Raw genomic sequence first — 15,677 nt, 5'->3', positions numbered from 1 at the left:
GGTGTCTGTGCGCCGGTGATGCCAAGTTACGCAGCCCTACGCTCGGCAAAACGCACAGCGGCGACGTGCTCTTGCACTGCGGCGACCTGGTGTCCTGTTTCACGAATAGAGGCCTCCAGCGCTTGAACAGCCCTTGCAACTGGCGTATCAAGATCCGCACGCTACCCGCTAACCGAGTGCGCTCCATGTCCCAGGATTTCTATTTCTTGTTGATGCCGGGCTTTTCAGCCATCGGCTTCATTTCGGCCATCGAGCCGTTGCGGGTGGCCAATCGTTTTCGCGGCGAGCTGTATCGCTGGCATGTGTTGAGTGCCGATGGCGGAGCGGTGCTGGCGAGCAATGGCATGTCGGTCAACGCCGATGCCGCGCTGGAACCGCTGAAGAAGGGCGCGACCCTCTGGGTGGTGGCGGGATTCGAACCGCTGAAGTTCGCCACCCCGGCCCTGGAGCGTTGGCTGCATCGGCTGGACAACGAAGGTGTGACCCTGGGCGGTATCGACACCGGCAGTGTGGTCCTGGCCGAGGCGGGCCTGCTGGAAGGGCACCGCGTGACCCTGCACTGGGAAGCGATCGAGGCGTTCAAGGAATCTTATCCACAGCTGAGCGTGACCCAGGAGCTGTTTGAAATCGACCGTCGACGCATTACCTGCGCCGGTGGCACCGCGTCCATCGACCTGATGCTCGACCTGATCGGCCAGGCCCACGGTGCCGAATTGGCGATTCAGGTCAGCGAGCAGTTCGTGCTCGGCCGCATCCGTCCGCGCAAAGACCACCAGCGCATGGAAATCGCCAGCCGCTACGGCATTCGCAACAAGAAGTTGGTGCACGTCATCGGCGAGATGGAAACCCACAGCGAGCCGCCCTTGAGCACCCTTGAACTGGCCGAGTCCATTGGCGTGACCCGCCGTCAACTCGAACGCCTGTTCCGCCTGCACCTGAACGACACTCCGAGCAATTTCTACCTGCGCCTGCGCCTGGAAAAGGCCCGGCAATTGCTGCGCCAGACCGACATGAGCGTTTTGGAGGTGAGCATTGCCTGCGGTTTTGAATCACCGTCGTACTTCACTCGCAGCTATCGAGCACGGTTCGCGCGCTGCCCACGGGAGGATCGGCGGCGGCAGGGGGATGGACGGGAGCTGGTTTGACAGGGTTTTATACTCAATTATGCTCGCGCCTATAAATTATACCTGTCGTCATAATTGAGTATAAAACTCACCGATTCGAAGCTGGAGGTGTCGGCCAAGATGCTAAGGAGCCTGGGCGCTCCCTCGCCACAGGTACTGTGTCCGGTTGGAAAGGTCTATTTCTTCACCAGCGCCGAACATGCTGCCTTATAAGCCTCATGCTGATACTTGTTCAGCGTCGCCGGCGGGGCGAAGTCATGCTTTTTGCTCTGCGCGTTGATGGTCTGCGGCGACAGTAGTGTCACCTCGCAACCTTCCAGCAACTGGAACACTCCTTCGATCTTGAACGTCGTCGGCCCTCCGGCGAACTCACCTTTCTTGCTGCGCTTCTTGATGGCGATGCGTTCGATACCGTTATCCACCACGAACGCCTGCACCTGAGCGGCGAAGGCCTTGACGTTGGCGGCTTCGTCATCGTCGTCCAGGGCGATTTTCTTGGTGTTGAGGACGATATGGGTCAGCGTCTGTTGATCCAGTGAGGCCACGGCGATGATCGCTTCGCTGCCTTTGATTTCGATGCCGCAGGTTTTCATGTGAGTCCCTTTACCGATGATGCACGCAGCTTACCGCGCGGAACGGCTCCTGACGCATCACTCCTGCCCAATCGACTCCAAAAACTCCGACCGATCGTCGCTCACCTGGGCCATGCAGTCGTTTTCGGCGATTTTGTAGGCTTCGCTGCCGGGTTTGGCCGGGAAGGCGGCGATGGCACAGTCGGCGTCGCGCTGTTTTTGCCAGAGTTGTTGGGCGGCCTTGATCTTGCTGGTGATGTCGCTGAGTTGGGCCTTGTCGCTGGCGTAGCGGGTTTGCAGGCGCTCGAAGAGGCTCTGCAGGTTTTCATTGAGCAGTTGTTCGGCGGCGGTTTTGCCGTAGGCCGAGCAGGCCAGGGTCTGGACGTCGTTTTCCACGGCGTCGCAGGGGTTTGGTTCGGTGTCTTCGGTCGCGTGTGCGACGGTGCTGATCAGTGCCAAAGCCAGGAAGATTGATTTCATTGCGTCGCCGCTCAAGTCCAGTGAAAGCCAGTGATGCGGCGGATTCTGGCGTAAGCCTGGGGTAAAGAACAGACGGGTAGGGTGGGTCGACCATAGCCCTTTGTCGCGGATTGACGCTTTCGGCAATTCCCCTGTCGTTTTTGCACCCGGTCGCCACGGCCCTCAGGCATATGCTGGCCCCAAAGCGCCGGCACACGATTCGGCGCATGAATCGCTGACAAAAGGGGACTGCCTGATGAGCCCAGCGCAATTGCACGCCGACAGCATCGTTATCGACGGGCTGATCATTGCCAAGTGGAACCGCGACCTGTTCGAAGACATGCGCAAGGGCGGCCTGACTGCAGCCAACTGCACCGTGTCGGTGTGGGAAGGTTTCCAGGCCACCATCAACAACATCGTCGCCAGCCAGAAACTGATCCGCGAGAACAGCGACCTGGTGATCCCGGTGAAAACCACCGCCGACATCCGTCGTGCCAAGGAACAGGGCAAGACCGGCATCATCTTCGGTTTCCAGAACGCCCACGCTTTCGAAGACCAGCTCGGCTACGTCGAGATCTTCAAGCAGCTGGGCGTGGGTGTGGTGCAGATGTGCTACAACACCCAGAACCTGGTCGGCACCGGTTGCTACGAGCGTGACGGCGGCCTGTCGGGCTTCGGTCGCGAAATCGTCGCCGAGATGAACCGGGTCGGCATCATGTGCGACCTGTCCCACGTCGGTTCCAAGACGTCCGAAGAAGTCATCCTCGAATCGAAGAAACCGGTGTGCTATTCCCACTGCCTGCCGTCCGGCCTGAAAGAGCACCCGCGCAACAAATCCGATGAAGAACTGAAGTTCATCGCCGACCACGGCGGTTTCGTCGGTGTGACCATGTTCGCGCCGTTCCTGGCCAAGGGCATCGATTCGACCATCGACGATTACGCCGAAGCCATCGAATACACCATGAACATCGTGGGCGAGGACGCCATCGGCATCGGCACCGACTTCACCCAGGGCCACGGCCAGGACTTCTTCGAAATGCTGACCCACGACAAGGGCTACGCCCGTCGTCTGACCAGCTTCGGCAAGATCATCAACCCCCTGGGCATCCGCACCGTGGGCGAGTTCCCGAACCTCACCGAGACGCTGCTCAAGCGCGGCCATCCTGAGCGGGTGGTACGCAAGATCATGGGCGAGAACTGGGTCAACGTCCTCAAAGACGTCTGGGGCGAATAACGCCGCCGCACCGCTGAATCCTTTACCTGCGGTCATCTGCGCCGCAGGCACACCACGAATTTCCGGAGTCAAGTTTTCATGGCCAAAATCGCCCCGCAACTGCCTATCGAAGTCGACAGCGAAACCGGTGTCTGGACCTCCGACGCCTTGCCGATGCTCTACGTGCCGCGTCACTTTTTCGTCAATAACCACATGGGCATCGAAGAAGTGCTGGGCGCCGAGGCCTACGCCGAGATTCTCTACAAGGCCGGCTACAAATCCGCCTGGCACTGGTGTGAAAAAGAAGCCGAGTGCCACGGTCTGGAAGGTGTCGCGGTGTTCGAGCACTACATGAAGCGCCTGTCCCAGCGCGGTTGGGGCCTGTTCAAGATCCAGGACATCGACCTCGACAAAGGCACCGCCAGCGTCAAGCTCGAACACTCGGCGTTCGTCTATGTGTACGGCAAGGTCGGACGCAAGGTCGACTACATGTTCACCGGCTGGTTCGCCGGCGCCATGGACCAGATCCTTGCCGCCCGCGGCAGTTCGATCCGCACCGTGGCCGAGCAGGTCTACGGCGGTTCCGAAGAAGGCCACGACGACGGCCTGTTCATCGTCAAGCCGTTGTAAGTCGAGGATCGCGCCATGGCTTTTGAAGCAATGTTCCAGCCGATCCAGATCGGCAAACTGACCATCCGCAACCGCGTGCTCAGCACCGCCCACGCCGAGGTTTACGCCACCGACGGCGGCATGACCACCGATCGGTACGTGAAGTATTACGAAGAGAAGGCCAAGGGCGGCATCGGCCTGGCGATCTGTGGTGGCTCGTCCGTGGTTGCCATCGACAGCCCGCAGGAATGGTGGAGTTCGGTGAACCTGTCCACCGACCGCATCATCCCGCACTTCCAGAACCTGGCCGACGCCATGCACAAGCATGGCGCCAAGATCATGATCCAGATTACCCACATGGGCCGGCGCTCACGTTGGGACGGCTTCAACTGGCCGACTCTGATGTCGCCGTCCGGCGTGCGTGAGCCGGTGCACCGCGCCACTTGCAAGACCATCGAGCCGGAAGAAATCTGGCGGGTGATCGGCAACTACGCCAGCGCCGCCAAGCGCGCCAAGGCCGGTGGCCTGGACGGCGTCGAGCTGTCGGCCGTGCACCAGCACATGATCGACCAGTTCTGGAGCCCGCGGGTCAACAAGCGTACCGACGAATGGGGCGGCACCTTCGAAGGCCGCATGAAGTTCGGCCTGGAAGTGTTGAAGGCCGTGCGCGCCGAGGTCGGTGACGACTTCTGCGTGGGCATGCGCATCTGCGGTGACGAGTTCCACCCGGACGGCTTGTCCCACGAGGACATGAAGCAGATCGCCAAGTATTACGATGACACCGGCATGCTGGACTTCATCGGCGTGGTGGGCTCGGGTTGCGACACCCACAACACCCTGGCCAACGTCATCCCGAACATGAGTTATCCACCGGAGCCGTTCCTGCACCTGGCCGCCGGTATCAAGGAAGTGGTCAAGGTCCCGGTGCTGCACGCGCAGAACATCAAGGACCCGAACCAGGCCACGCGGATTCTGGAGGGCGGGTACGTCGACATGGTCGGCATGACTCGCGCGCACATTGCCGACCCGCACCTGATCGCCAAGATCAAGATGGGCCAGATCGACCAGATCAAACAGTGTGTCGGCGCCAACTACTGCATCGACCGTCAGTACCAGGGTCTGGACGTGCTGTGCATCCAGAACGCCGCGACCTCCCGTGAATACATGGGCGTGCCGCACATCATCGAGAAGTCCACCGGGCCGAAACGCAAGGTGGTGGTGGTCGGTGCCGGCCCGGCCGGGATGGAAGCGGCGCGGGTAGCCGCCGAGCGCGGGCACGACGTGACCCTGTTCGAGAAGAAAGAATTCATCGGTGGGCAGATCACTACGGCCTCGAAAGCCCCGCAACGGGACCAGATCGCCGGTATCACCCGCTGGTTCCAACTGGAACTGGCGCGGTTGAAAGTCGACCTGCGCCTGGGCGTGGCGGCTGACGCGGCGACCATCATGGACCTGCGTCCGGACGTGGTGGTGCTGGCCGTCGGTGGGCATCCAAACCTGGAGCAGAACGAGCACTGGGGCGCCGCCGAGGGGCTGGTGGTCAGCAGTTGGGACGTGCTCGACGGCAAGGTCGCGCCAGGCAAGAACGTGCTGGTCTACGACACCATTTGCGAATTCACCGGCATGTCGGTGGCCGACTTCCTCGCCGACAAGGGCAGCCAGGTCGAGATCGTCACCGACGACATCAAGCCGGGCGTGGCGATTGGCGGGACCTCGTTCCCCACTTACTACCGCAGCATGTACCCCAAGGAAGTGATCATGACCGGGGACATGATGCTGGAGAAGGTCTACCGCGAAGGCGACAAGCTGGTGGCGGTGCTGGAGAACGAATACACCGGTGCCAAGGAAGAGCGCGTGGTGGACCAGGTGGTGGTGGAAAACGGCGTGCGTCCGGACGAAGAGATCTACTACGCGCTCAAGGAAGGTTCGCGCAACAAGGGCCAGATCGACGTCGAAGCCCTGTTCGCGATCAAGCCGCAACCGTGCCTGGAGCAGAGCGGCGAGGGCTACCTGCTGTTCCGCATTGGCGACTGTGTGGCCCAGCGTAATACCCACGCCGCCATCTACGACGCTTTGCGGCTGTGCAAGGATTTCTAACGGCTTGTGGATAACCCTGTGGGAGCGGGCTTGCTCGCGAAAGCGCTGGATCAGTCGACATCGATGTTGAATGTCAGTCCGTCTTCGCGAGCAAGCCCGCTCCCACAGGAATCGAGCAAGACATCCAGGTTTCTGTGCCTGCAAGACCTGAGGTCTTTGGGAGCTTCACCATGCTGAACACCCTTCTTCCCATCCTGCTGTTCGCCGCTTTGGGCCTCGCGGTCCTTGGCGCCTTGCGGCGGGTGAACATGTGGCGCCGGGGCCGACCGTCCAAGGTCGACCTGATCGGCGGTCTCTTCGCCATGCCCAAGCGCTACATGGTGGACTTGCACCACGTAGTGGCGCGGGACAAATACATCGCCAACACCCACGTCGCCACGGCGGGCGGCTTTGTGCTGGCGGCGGTATTGGCGATCCTGGTGCACGGCTTCGGCCTCCAGAACCGCATCCTGGGCTATGCCTTGCTGTTTGCCACGCTGCTGATGTTCAGCGGCGCGATTTTCGTCGCCCTGCGCCGGCGCAACCCACCGTCACGGCTGTCGAAAGGCCCGTGGATGCGCCTGCCGAAAAGCCTGTTCGCGTTTTCCATCAGCTTCTTCCTGGTGACCTTGCCGGTGGCGGGGATCTTGCCGGCGGACTTCGGTGGCTGGGTACTGGTGGCATTGCTGGGCCTGGGCGTGCTTTGGGGCGTGTCGGAGATGTTCTTCGGCATGACCTGGGGCGGGCCGATGAAGCACGCCTTCGCCGGTGCCCTGCACCTGGCCTGGCACCGCCGTGCCGAGCGTTTTGGCGGTGGCCGCTCCACCGGCCTCAAACCGCTGGACCTGAGCGACCCCACCGCGCCGCTGGGCGTTGAGAAACCCAAGGACTTCACCTGGAACCAACTGCTTGGCTTCGACGCCTGCGTGCAGTGCGGCAAGTGCGAAGCTGCTTGCCCGGCCTTTGCCGCCGGCCAGCCGCTGAACCCGAAGAAACTCATTCAGGACATGGTCGTCGGCCTGGCCGGCGGCACCGATGCGAAGTTCGCCGGCAGTCCGTACCCCGGTAAACCGGTGGGCGAACATGCTGGCAATCCCCATCAGCCGATCGTCAACGGCCTGGTGGACGCCGAGACACTATGGTCGTGCACCACCTGCCGGGCCTGCGTGGAGGAATGCCCGATGATGATCGAGCACGTCGATGCCATCGTCGACATGCGCAGGCACCTGACCCTGGAAAAGGGCGCCACGCCGAACAAGGGCGCCGAGGTCCTGGAAAACCTCATCGCCACCGACAACCCGGGTGGTTTCGCCCCGGGTGGGCGGATGAACTGGGCGGCGGACCTGAACCTCAATCTGCTCAGCGAGAAGAAGTCTACCGACGTGCTGTTCTGGGTTGGCGACGGTGCTTTCGACATGCGCAACCAACGCACCCTGCGTGCCTTCGTCAAAGTGCTCAAAGCCGCAAAAGTCGACTTCGCCGTGCTCGGCCTCGAAGAGCGCGACAGCGGCGATGTGGCCCGGCGCCTGGGCGATGAAGCGACCTTCCAGCTGTTGGCCAAACGCAACATCCAGACCCTGGCCAAGTACAGTTTCAATCGCATCGTCACCTGCGACCCCCATAGCTTCCACGTGCTGAAAAACGAATACGGCGCTTTCGATGGCAACTACCTGGTGCAGCACCACAGCACCTACCTGGCGGAGATCATCGACGCTGGTGCCCTCAGCCTCGGCCAGCACAAGGGCGACAGCGTGACCTATCACGACCCGTGCTACCTGGGCCGCTACAACGGCGAATACGAGGCGCCACGCCAAGTGCTGCGTGCGCTGGGTATCGAGGTCAAGGAAATGCAGCGTTCCGGTTTCCGCTCGCGTTGCTGCGGCGGTGGCGGCGGTGCGCCGATCACCGACATCCCGGGCAAGCAGCGGATTCCCGACATGCGCATGGAAGACATCCGCGAAACCGGCGCCGAGCTGGTGGCCGTGGGTTGTCCACAATGCACCGCGATGCTTGAAGGTGTGGTCGAGCCGCGACCGTTGATCAAGGACATCGCCGAGTTGGTGGCCGACGCCCTGCTCGAAGACGCGGCCCCGGGCAAAACCGCGGCCCCGGTCAAACGTGAACCTGCGGAGGTGCATTAATGAGCGACATCATCCGCCGCGACCCTCGCGCCGAGTGGATCGCCCGCAACCGCCTGCACCCGCTGCACGCGGCCATGCAACCGGTACAGCACAGCTGGATGGGGCCCAACGGCGTTATCCGCAAGAATGTCCATGGCGTGGGTTTCATCGGCCCCAACGGCATCAAACGCATTGACCGCAGCGGTGCCCAGCAGGGTGGCGCGACCAAGCGTACCGCCGCCGCTGAGGTGCAACTGCCACTGCATCAAGTGCCACAACCGGCGTTCTACATCAGTGTGGTGCCGGACATGGTCGGTGGCCGCCTCAGCAGCCACGACCGCGATCTGCTGGGCCTGGCCCATCAACTGGCCGGGAGCGATGGCGCGGTGTTGGCGGTGGTGTTCGGCGAGCACAAGGAAAATGCCTTCGCCACGGCGGGCGTTGACCGCTTGCTGGTGCTGGGTGGCGAAGAGTTCAGTGGTTATGCACCGGAACAACGGGTGCAGGGCCTGCGGGCTGTGGATAACCAATTCAATCCACGCCATTGGCTGCTGCCCGACAGCCGCACCGGTGGCGGTGAACTGGGCCGGCGTCTGGCTGCGGCCCTGGGCGAACGTCCGGCCACGCGGGTCTGGCAGGTCAAGGGCGAGGAGTGTATCGGTCGTGCCGGTGCCGGCTTGCAAGACCTGGCCCGGCCATTGGCGCGCTTGATCCTGGCAGCGGCCGAATGCGCCGAGCCGGTTAGCGAAACTCGCCATGAAGCCTTGCCGGTGGAGTTATCCACAAGCGTGGCGCGCAGTTTGTCGCGCATCGAAGACCTGGGCGCGGTGGCGGTGGACCCGGGGGCGATCCCGATGGCCGAAGCCGAATTCATTTTCTCCGGCGGCAACGGGGTCAAGGACTGGGATCTTTTCCACCAGACCGCTGCGGCCCTGGGCGCCACCGAAGGCGCTTCACGGGTGGCGGTGGACGACGGCTTCATGGGCCGCGACCGTCAGGTAGGTGCGTCCGGTACCTGGGTCACGGCGCGGGTCTATGTGGCGGTGGGGATTTCCGGGGCGATCCAGCACCTGCAAGGCATCGGTGCCTGCGACAAGGTGGTGGCGATCAACCTCGACCCGGGTTGCGACATGATCAAACGGGCAGACCTGTCGGTGATCGGCGACAGCGCGGCGATTCTCCAGGCCTTGATCGCGGCGGTAGAGGCTTACCGCAACGAAGCCAAGCGTGATGCGGCTTAAGCTAAGGATTCAACCATGAGTACTCAAGTGATCAGCCTGGTGTCCATCGGCGCCCACCCGACCTCCGGTCGGCCCCGGCGTGCCGAGCAGGACGCCCGGGCCGTGGAGCTCGGCCTGCAACTGGCCGGCAACGACCTGCAAGTGCTGCACGCCGGCGATGTGGCCGAACCGGCCCTGCGCGCTTACCTGGGCATGGGCCTGGACGAACTCTACGTTCTGGAAAACCCCATCGGCGCCGACGCGCTGCCGGCCCTGACCGACTACCTGCGTGACGCTGGCGCTCAAGTGGTGCTCACCGGCAGCCAGGCGGAAACCGGCGAAGGCTCGGGCATGTTGCCGTTCCTGTTGGCGGAAAACCTCGGTTGGCCGCTGGTGGTAGGGCTGGCCCAGGTCGAATCCATCGACAACGGCGTGGCCTTGGTGCTGCAAGCCTTGCCCCGCGGCCAACGGCGCCGTCTCAAAGTGCGCTTACCGTTCCTGGCCACTGTGGATAACGCCGCGCCCAAACCTCGGCAAAGCGCCTACGGCCCGGCGCGGCGCGGCGTGCTACACGCGGAGGAAGTCGAGGTGATCGACGACACCCTGCTGGCAGTGGCGACCCTGCAACCGGCCAAACCACGGCCCAAGCGCTTGAAAGTGATCAAGGCCAAGAGCGGCGCCGACCGCATGAAAGCCGCCACGGCCAAGGCCAGCGGCGGAGGCGGGCAAGTGCTCAAGGGCGTCAGCCCGGAGGCGGGCGCCGAGGCGATTCTCAAGTTGTTGGTGGAGGAAGGGGTGGTTCGCTAAATCCAAGCTCACCACAAACCCTGTGGGGGCGAGCGTGCTCGCTCCCACAGTAGGATGGGTGTTTACCCACAATCCCTGTGCGCGTCTCTGTGGATAACCTGTTCGGCCCTATGCGCACAGCACGCCAATCAAGCCTTTCAAACCTGCGCTCAAAAAACGACCAGCCTGACCTTACTGCAACATCCAGCCATAAAACCGCTGGCCAGGTATGTTGTCGCGACTCAAACCTGTGCGTAAAAAAGCCGTTTGACAGCTAATGGAGCCCTATCAATGGAAGTTGAATTTCGTCCGGCCTTGCCCATGGATACACGGGAGATCGCCCGGTTGTTCCGGATTTCCTCAGAGGGCGCGTCGGATTACATCTGGAGTCAATTGGCGGAGCCAGGGCAGGACCTCCTGGAGGTGGGAGCCGCTCGTTATGCCCGAGAAAATGTCGATTTTTCCTACCAGAATTGTCTTGTCGCGCAAGCCAATGGACAGGTCATCGGCATGATGCACAGCTACGTGACGCGTGAGGATCCGCAGGCGGCTCCCGTCACTGATCCGATCCTGGCGCCCTACGCCGACATGGAAGTCCCCGATACCCTCTATATATCGAGCTTGGCCCTGCATGAAGGTTGGCGTAACAAGGGGCTCGGCGTGCGCTTTCTCGAGCTGGCGCAACAGCGTGCCGATCAACTGGCGCTCAAAGGCCTGAGCCTGATCGACTATGCCGCGAACACCGGCGCCCGACGCTTTTATGAGCGCCATGGCTTTGGCATCGTCAAAACCTGCCAGGTTGTCCCGCATCCGATGATTCGGGTGACGGGGCAGGCGTATCTCATGCATCGGCCTTGAGCGTCATGTGGGAGCGGGCTTGCTCGCGAAAGCGGCGTGTCAGGCAACATTTTCATCGACTGACACACCGCCTTCGCGAGCAAGCCCGCTCCCACAGTAGAATTGGTGTTTACCCACAATCCCTGTGCGCGCCTCTGTGGATAACCTGTTCGCCCCTCGCCACACCCCACGCAGATCAGGCCCTCCAAGCCAGCGCTTAAAAAACAACCAGCCTAACCCACGGTTTTTCCTGGGTTTTATTTGTGAATAAGCTTGGGCGCAGCCCCATACTTGCCCCCAATCTCTGTTGGCGCTTCTGTGGATAAGATGTTCGCTGTCCTCTACAAGCCATACGGAGCGAGGCTTTCAAGGAATTGATCATTAAATGATCAATTCCTTGTTTTTACCCGAGAAACCCCAGCGGAACCCCGATTTATAAGCCGTTAAAGCGGTTTTCCACAGAACCATCAGAATTACCCCCAAACACTGTTGGCGCTTCTGTGGATAAGGTGTTCGCTGTCCTCCACACCCCAAGCCTGGCAAGCCTTTCAGGCATCTGATCAATAATTGACCTGTGCGCCGTAAAAACCGTCATTGTTCATAAGTCACGGTTTTTCTTGGCTTTATCAAAAGAAAAATCCGACGGTCGAGGCACTTGTCCCCATTTACTGTGGGTGGTCGTGTGGATAACTTGTTTGCGAAAGGCTGCAGGCCCCGACAGTCATAGTCTGAAACGTAATAGATCAAATTTCATACAGTTCTAAGGTGTTCCCTTGACGGGGGGGGATCACCTGTCTTCACTCATGGCACAAGGACACCGCGACTTTATCCATGTCAGGTTCAGGGAGAACGCATGATGGATAGCCCGCCTCTTCGCTCGTACCCGATCTCCCTTGTGATGTGCGTCCCGACGCCTGCCACTGCGTTGCCCAGGCGCATTCGGCGTCACGCCACCTATCAGCGTGCGCGTCTATAGCGCCTGACTGAGCCCTCGCGTTTCCCCGTTACACCGTTGACTGCCGCTTGAACCCATACGGGACAGTGGCCAGGCGTTCGTGCGCCTGTCGATTTGCAGGCAACCGCAGAGTTGCCCTATCTGCCTGAGAGGACTTGAACATGACTCGGATCTCGACCCCCATCAGCGATATCCAGGAACATTACGACGTTATCGTCATCGGTTCCGGCTACGGCGGCGGCATTGCCGCTTCGCGCCTGTCCCGGGCCGGGCGCAAGGTCTGTCTGTTGGAGCGCGGCCGGGAGATCCAGCCCGGTGAATACCCCAACACCATGCTCGCGGCCACCGAGCAATTGCAGGTGCATGACCCGGAGGGGCACATCGGTTCGCGTACCGGGTTGTTCGACCTGCACGTCAACGCCCAGCAGAACGTGGTGGTCGGTTGCGGCCTGGGCGGCACTTCGCTGATCAATGCCAACGTCTCGCTGGAACCGGAGCCCGGCGTGTTCGAGGACCCGCGCTGGCCGCAGGCGGTGCGTGATCACCGTGACACGTTGCTCAAGGATGGTTATGCGCGGGCCCGGGAGATGCTCAAGCCCAACCCGTACCCGGATTCGTCGCCGAAGCTGCCCAAGCTCGACGCCAACAAGAAGTCCGCCGACTACCTCAAGCAAGGCGCGCATTTCTACAAGCCGCCGATCAACGTGACCTTCGACAAGCTGCCCAACAACCTCAACCACGTCGGTGTCGAGCAATTGCCGTGCAATGGCTGTGGTGACTGTGTCTCCGGCTGTAACAACAAGGCCAAGAACACCACGCTGATGAATTACTTGCCGGACGCCTGGAACCACGGCGCGGAAATTTTCTGCCAGGCCGAGGTGCGGCATCTGGAGCGAGATGGCAATGGCTGGATCGTGCATTTCCAATACCTGGACAGCGGCCGCGAAATGTTCTCGGCGCCGACCCTGTTTGTGCGGGCCGACATCGTGGTGGTGTCCGCCGGTACGCTGGGCTCCACCGAGATCATGTTGCGCTCCCGGGACAAAGGCCTGGCGATGTCCAGTCAACTGGGCGAGCACATGAGCGGCAACGGCGACATCCTCGGCTTCGGCCACAACTGTGACCAGGTCATCAACGGCATCGGCTTTGGCGCTCATTCGGCCAAGGAACTGGAGCCTGTGGGGCCCTGCATCACGTCGATCATCGACATGCGCACCGAGGGCGACTGGCGCAGCCGCATGGTCATCGAGGAAGGCTCGATCCCCGGCGCCCTCGGGCGGCCCATGGTGCCGAGCATGGCGGCGTTTGCCGGGATGATCGGCGTGCCCACCGACACCGGTTTCGGGGCCAGCCTCAAATACAAAGGCCGGGAGGCCGAGAGCTTCCTGCGCGGCCCTTATTACGGCGCGCTGCATAACATGCAGACCTACCTGATCATGAGCCACGACGACGCCAAGGGGCGCATGCTGCTCGACGACAAGGACCAGTTGCGCATCGACTGGCCCGGAGTCGGCGAGCAGGAGAACGTCACCCTCGGCAATGAACGCCTGCACCAGAGCACCAAAGCGCTGGGCGGGATCTGGGTCGAGAACCCGATCTGGACCAAGCTGCTCAAGCACAGCATCGTTTCGGTCCATCCATTGGGCGGTTGCGTGATGGGTGAAGACGCGACGCAAGGCGTGGTCAACCACAAGGGCCAGGTGTTCAGTGGCGCCAGCGGCACGGACGTTTACCCCGGCCTGTACGTGACCGACGGTGCGGTGATTCCGACATCCCTGGCTGTTAACCCGTTGCTGACCATCTCAGCGGTGAGCGAGCGCAACATGGGCCTGCTGGCGGCGGATCGGGGCTGGATCATCGACTACACGCTGCCCTCGGCCCCGCGCAAACCGGTGGCGGCGCCGACGCTCGGCGTGCAGTTCACCGAAACCATGAAGGGTTACTTTTCCACCGCCTTCACCCAGCCACAGGGCACCGACCTCAAGGTCTATGAAGCGGCGGCCAAGCGCGGCAAGGCCGACAACTCGCCGATCGAGTTCACCCTGACCATTACCGCCGCCGACCTCAATCGCCTGATCAAGGAGCCGGAACACGCCGCGACCCTGGTGGGCACGCTGGATGCGCCACTGCTTTCGCCCAAGCCGCTGGTCGCCAGCAATGGCGTGTTCAATCTGTTCGAGCAATACCAGGAACAGGTCGGTGTGCGGCACATGAACTACGACATGAAGCTGACCGCCGAAGACGGCAGCGATTACTACTTCAGCGCCTTCAAGACCGTGCCCGAGGACGACGGCGTACTGAACATCTGGCCCGACACCAGCACGCTGTATGTCACGCTGTATCGCGGGCCGGACAAGACTGGCGCGGTGATCGGTTCGGGGGTTATGCACATTCTGCCGGCCGACTTCGCCAAGCAGATGACCACCATGAAAGTGCTCAACGCACGCAACGAGCGTGAGCGGGTAGAGGCGCTGGCGCGCTTCGGCAAGTTCTTCGCCGGGATCTTGTGGGAGAGTTACGGTGGGGTGTTCGCCGGTGACGTGTACTTCAATCCGGACGCGCCGCCCCGCTTGAAACGGCCACTGGATGCACCGGCGCCGACTGTGCATTTCTTCCAGACCGAAGACAATGTCGAGCTGCGCCTGACCCGCTACCAGGCAGGCACCAAGGGCCCGGTGATGCTGGTTCACGGCCTGGGCGTGGGCTCGAATATTTTCTCCACCGACACCATCCAGACCAACTTGCTGGAGTACCTGTGCAAACACGAGTACGACGTCTGGCTGCTGGACCTGCGGGTGAGCATCCTGCTGCCGGCCAGCAAGCATGAATGGAACGGCGACCAAGTGGCCCAGTACGACTTCAAGGCAGCCATCGAGCAGATCCAGCAGGCGACCCTGGCCCGTGACGTGCAGTGCGTGGTGCATTGCTACGGCGCGACGACTTTCTTCATGTCGATGCTGGCGGGGTTGCAAGGGGTGCGCTCGGTGGTCTGCTCGCAGATTGCCGCCGATACGGTGGTCGCCACGGCGACCGGTTTGAAAGCCGGCCTGCACTTGCCGGGAATGCTCGACGCCATCGGCATCAAATCCCTCACGGCGTACGCCGACACCAAGGAAAACTGGTTCAACAAACTCTACGACAAGGCCCTCAATGGTTACGCCCGGATCGAGGCCCAGGGCTATTGCACCAACCCGGTCTGCCACCGCATCACGTTCATGTATGCCTCGCTGTACCGTCACGACACCCTCAACGAAACCCTGCACGACAACCTGCATGAGTTGTTCGGCGAGTCGAACATGCACACCTTCGAGCACCTGGCGCTGATCGTGCGCAAGGGGCACCTGGTGGACTTCAAGGGCAACGACGTCTACATGCCGCATTTCGATCGGTTGAAGTTGCCGATCTGCTTCATCAGCGGCGCCGACAACCAGTGCTACCTGCCACAAAGCACCCTCAAGACCTACGAGCGACTGTGCGATATGCACGGCCCGCAGCTGTTCAGCCGTCACGAAGTGGCGGGCTACGGCCACATCGACTGCATCTTCGGCAAGGATGCGGTGGTGGATGTGTATCCGCTCATCCTTGAACACCTGGAGAAGACGGCGCTCGGTTGACTCAAGACCGAGTCGACTGCATCGCGAGCAAGCTCGCTCCCACAGGGGGGTATGTGCCGCTGAATTTGGCACGCCACACATCCAGTGTGGGA

11 protein-coding genes are annotated in these 15,677 nt (G+C 61.7%); 9 read left to right on the top strand and 2 right to left on the bottom strand.

Features of this window, described 5'->3' with window-relative positions; translation table 11 throughout:
- Positions 1 to 185: 185 nt before the first annotated feature.
- Positions 186 to 1,145, top strand: coding sequence for a GlxA family transcriptional regulator (locus tag EPZ47_RS27585; protein ID WP_135847543.1), 960 nt, complete (start codon positions 186 to 188; stop codon positions 1,143 to 1,145).
- A gap of 155 nt (positions 1,146 to 1,300) precedes the next feature.
- On the opposite strand, the gene EPZ47_RS27580 is transcribed toward EPZ47_RS27585, so the two are convergent.
- Positions 1,301 to 1,717, bottom strand: coding sequence for a DUF3010 family protein (locus EPZ47_RS27580; RefSeq protein ID WP_135847542.1), 417 nt, complete (start codon positions 1,715 to 1,717; stop codon positions 1,301 to 1,303).
- A gap of 57 nt (positions 1,718 to 1,774) precedes the next feature.
- Positions 1,775 to 2,176, bottom strand: coding sequence for a lysozyme inhibitor LprI family protein (locus EPZ47_RS27575; protein ID WP_135847541.1), 402 nt, complete (start codon positions 2,174 to 2,176; stop codon positions 1,775 to 1,777).
- Between the two features lie 235 nt (positions 2,177 to 2,411).
- Here EPZ47_RS27575 and EPZ47_RS27570 point away from each other — a divergent pair, with 235 nt between their 5' ends.
- The 8 genes from EPZ47_RS27570 to EPZ47_RS27535 all read left to right on the top strand — a co-directional run bounded on the left by EPZ47_RS27570 (position 2,412) and on the right by EPZ47_RS27535 (position 15,585).
- Positions 2,412 to 3,389 carry a dipeptidase gene (locus EPZ47_RS27570; protein ID WP_135847540.1) on the top strand — a complete coding sequence of 326 codons (978 nt, stop codon included), beginning with the start codon at positions 2,412 to 2,414 and terminating at the stop codon, positions 3,387 to 3,389.
- Positions 3,390 to 3,467: 78 nt separating this feature from the next.
- Complete coding sequence (locus EPZ47_RS27565) at positions 3,468 to 3,998, top strand: DUF5943 domain-containing protein (RefSeq protein ID WP_053156148.1); 531 nt, start codon at positions 3,468 to 3,470, stop codon at positions 3,996 to 3,998.
- Positions 3,999 to 4,013: 15 nt separating this feature from the next.
- On the top strand, positions 4,014 to 6,074 hold the full coding sequence (gene dgcA / locus EPZ47_RS27560) for a dimethylglycine demethylation protein DgcA (RefSeq protein ID WP_135847539.1): 2,061 nt from the start codon (positions 4,014 to 4,016) through the stop codon (positions 6,072 to 6,074).
- A gap of 170 nt (positions 6,075 to 6,244) precedes the next feature.
- Positions 6,245 to 8,194, top strand: a complete 1,950-nt coding sequence (gene dgcB, locus EPZ47_RS27555; RefSeq protein ID WP_135847538.1) for a dimethylglycine demethylation protein DgcB — start codon at positions 6,245 to 6,247, stop codon at positions 8,192 to 8,194.
- Positions 8,194 to 9,414, top strand: coding sequence for an electron transfer flavoprotein subunit alpha (gene etfA / locus EPZ47_RS27550; RefSeq protein ID WP_135847537.1), 1,221 nt, complete (start codon positions 8,194 to 8,196; stop codon positions 9,412 to 9,414). The genes dgcB and etfA overlap by 1 nt, the downstream gene beginning before the upstream one ends.
- A gap of 15 nt (positions 9,415 to 9,429) precedes the next feature.
- Positions 9,430 to 10,200 (top strand): electron transfer flavoprotein subunit beta, encoded by a 771-nt coding sequence (gene etfB, locus EPZ47_RS27545; RefSeq protein ID WP_135847536.1) that lies wholly within the window; start codon positions 9,430 to 9,432, stop codon positions 10,198 to 10,200.
- Between the two features lie 270 nt (positions 10,201 to 10,470).
- On the top strand, positions 10,471 to 11,037 hold the full coding sequence (locus EPZ47_RS27540; protein ID WP_135847535.1) for a GNAT family N-acetyltransferase: 567 nt from the start codon (positions 10,471 to 10,473) through the stop codon (positions 11,035 to 11,037).
- Positions 11,038 to 12,132: 1,095 nt separating this feature from the next.
- The gene (locus EPZ47_RS27535; RefSeq protein ID WP_135847534.1) at positions 12,133 to 15,585 is read left to right on the top strand and encodes a GMC oxidoreductase; all 3,453 of its coding nucleotides are present in this window, start codon (positions 12,133 to 12,135) and stop codon (positions 15,583 to 15,585) included.
- Positions 15,586 to 15,677: the final 92 nt, after the last annotated feature.

This window comes from Pseudomonas viciae (assembly GCF_004786035.1).
GTDB classification, from domain to species: Bacteria; Pseudomonadota; Gammaproteobacteria; order Pseudomonadales; family Pseudomonadaceae; genus Aquipseudomonas; species Aquipseudomonas viciae.
Note: the sequence above shows the minus strand (reverse complement) of the source record. Positions and strands in the feature narration are given on the sequence as shown.

Excerpts from the sequence above, each read along its gene's own strand:
- EPZ47_RS27565 (WP_053156148.1), top strand. The coding sequence starts at position 3,468 with ATGGCCAAAATCGCCCCGCAACTGCCTATCGAAGTCGACAGCGAAACC.
- etfB (WP_135847536.1), top strand. The coding sequence starts at position 9,430 with ATGAGTACTCAAGTGATCAGCCTGGTGTCCATCGGCGCCCACCCGACC.
- EPZ47_RS27535 (WP_135847534.1), top strand. The coding sequence starts at position 12,133 with ATGACTCGGATCTCGACCCCCATCAGCGATATCCAGGAACATTACGAC.
- dgcA (WP_135847539.1), top strand. The coding sequence starts at position 4,014 with ATGGCTTTTGAAGCAATGTTCCAGCCGATCCAGATCGGCAAACTGACC.
- etfA (WP_135847537.1), top strand. The coding sequence starts at position 8,194 with ATGAGCGACATCATCCGCCGCGACCCTCGCGCCGAGTGGATCGCCCGC.
- EPZ47_RS27575 (WP_135847541.1), bottom strand. The coding sequence starts at position 2,176 with ATGAAATCAATCTTCCTGGCTTTGGCACTGATCAGCACCGTCGCACAC.
- dgcB (WP_135847538.1), top strand. The coding sequence starts at position 6,245 with ATGCTGAACACCCTTCTTCCCATCCTGCTGTTCGCCGCTTTGGGCCTC.
- EPZ47_RS27580 (WP_135847542.1), bottom strand. The coding sequence starts at position 1,717 with ATGAAAACCTGCGGCATCGAAATCAAAGGCAGCGAAGCGATCATCGCC.
- EPZ47_RS27585 (WP_135847543.1), top strand. The coding sequence starts at position 186 with ATGTCCCAGGATTTCTATTTCTTGTTGATGCCGGGCTTTTCAGCCATC.
- EPZ47_RS27540 (WP_135847535.1), top strand. The coding sequence starts at position 10,471 with ATGGAAGTTGAATTTCGTCCGGCCTTGCCCATGGATACACGGGAGATC.
- EPZ47_RS27570 (WP_135847540.1), top strand. The coding sequence starts at position 2,412 with ATGAGCCCAGCGCAATTGCACGCCGACAGCATCGTTATCGACGGGCTG.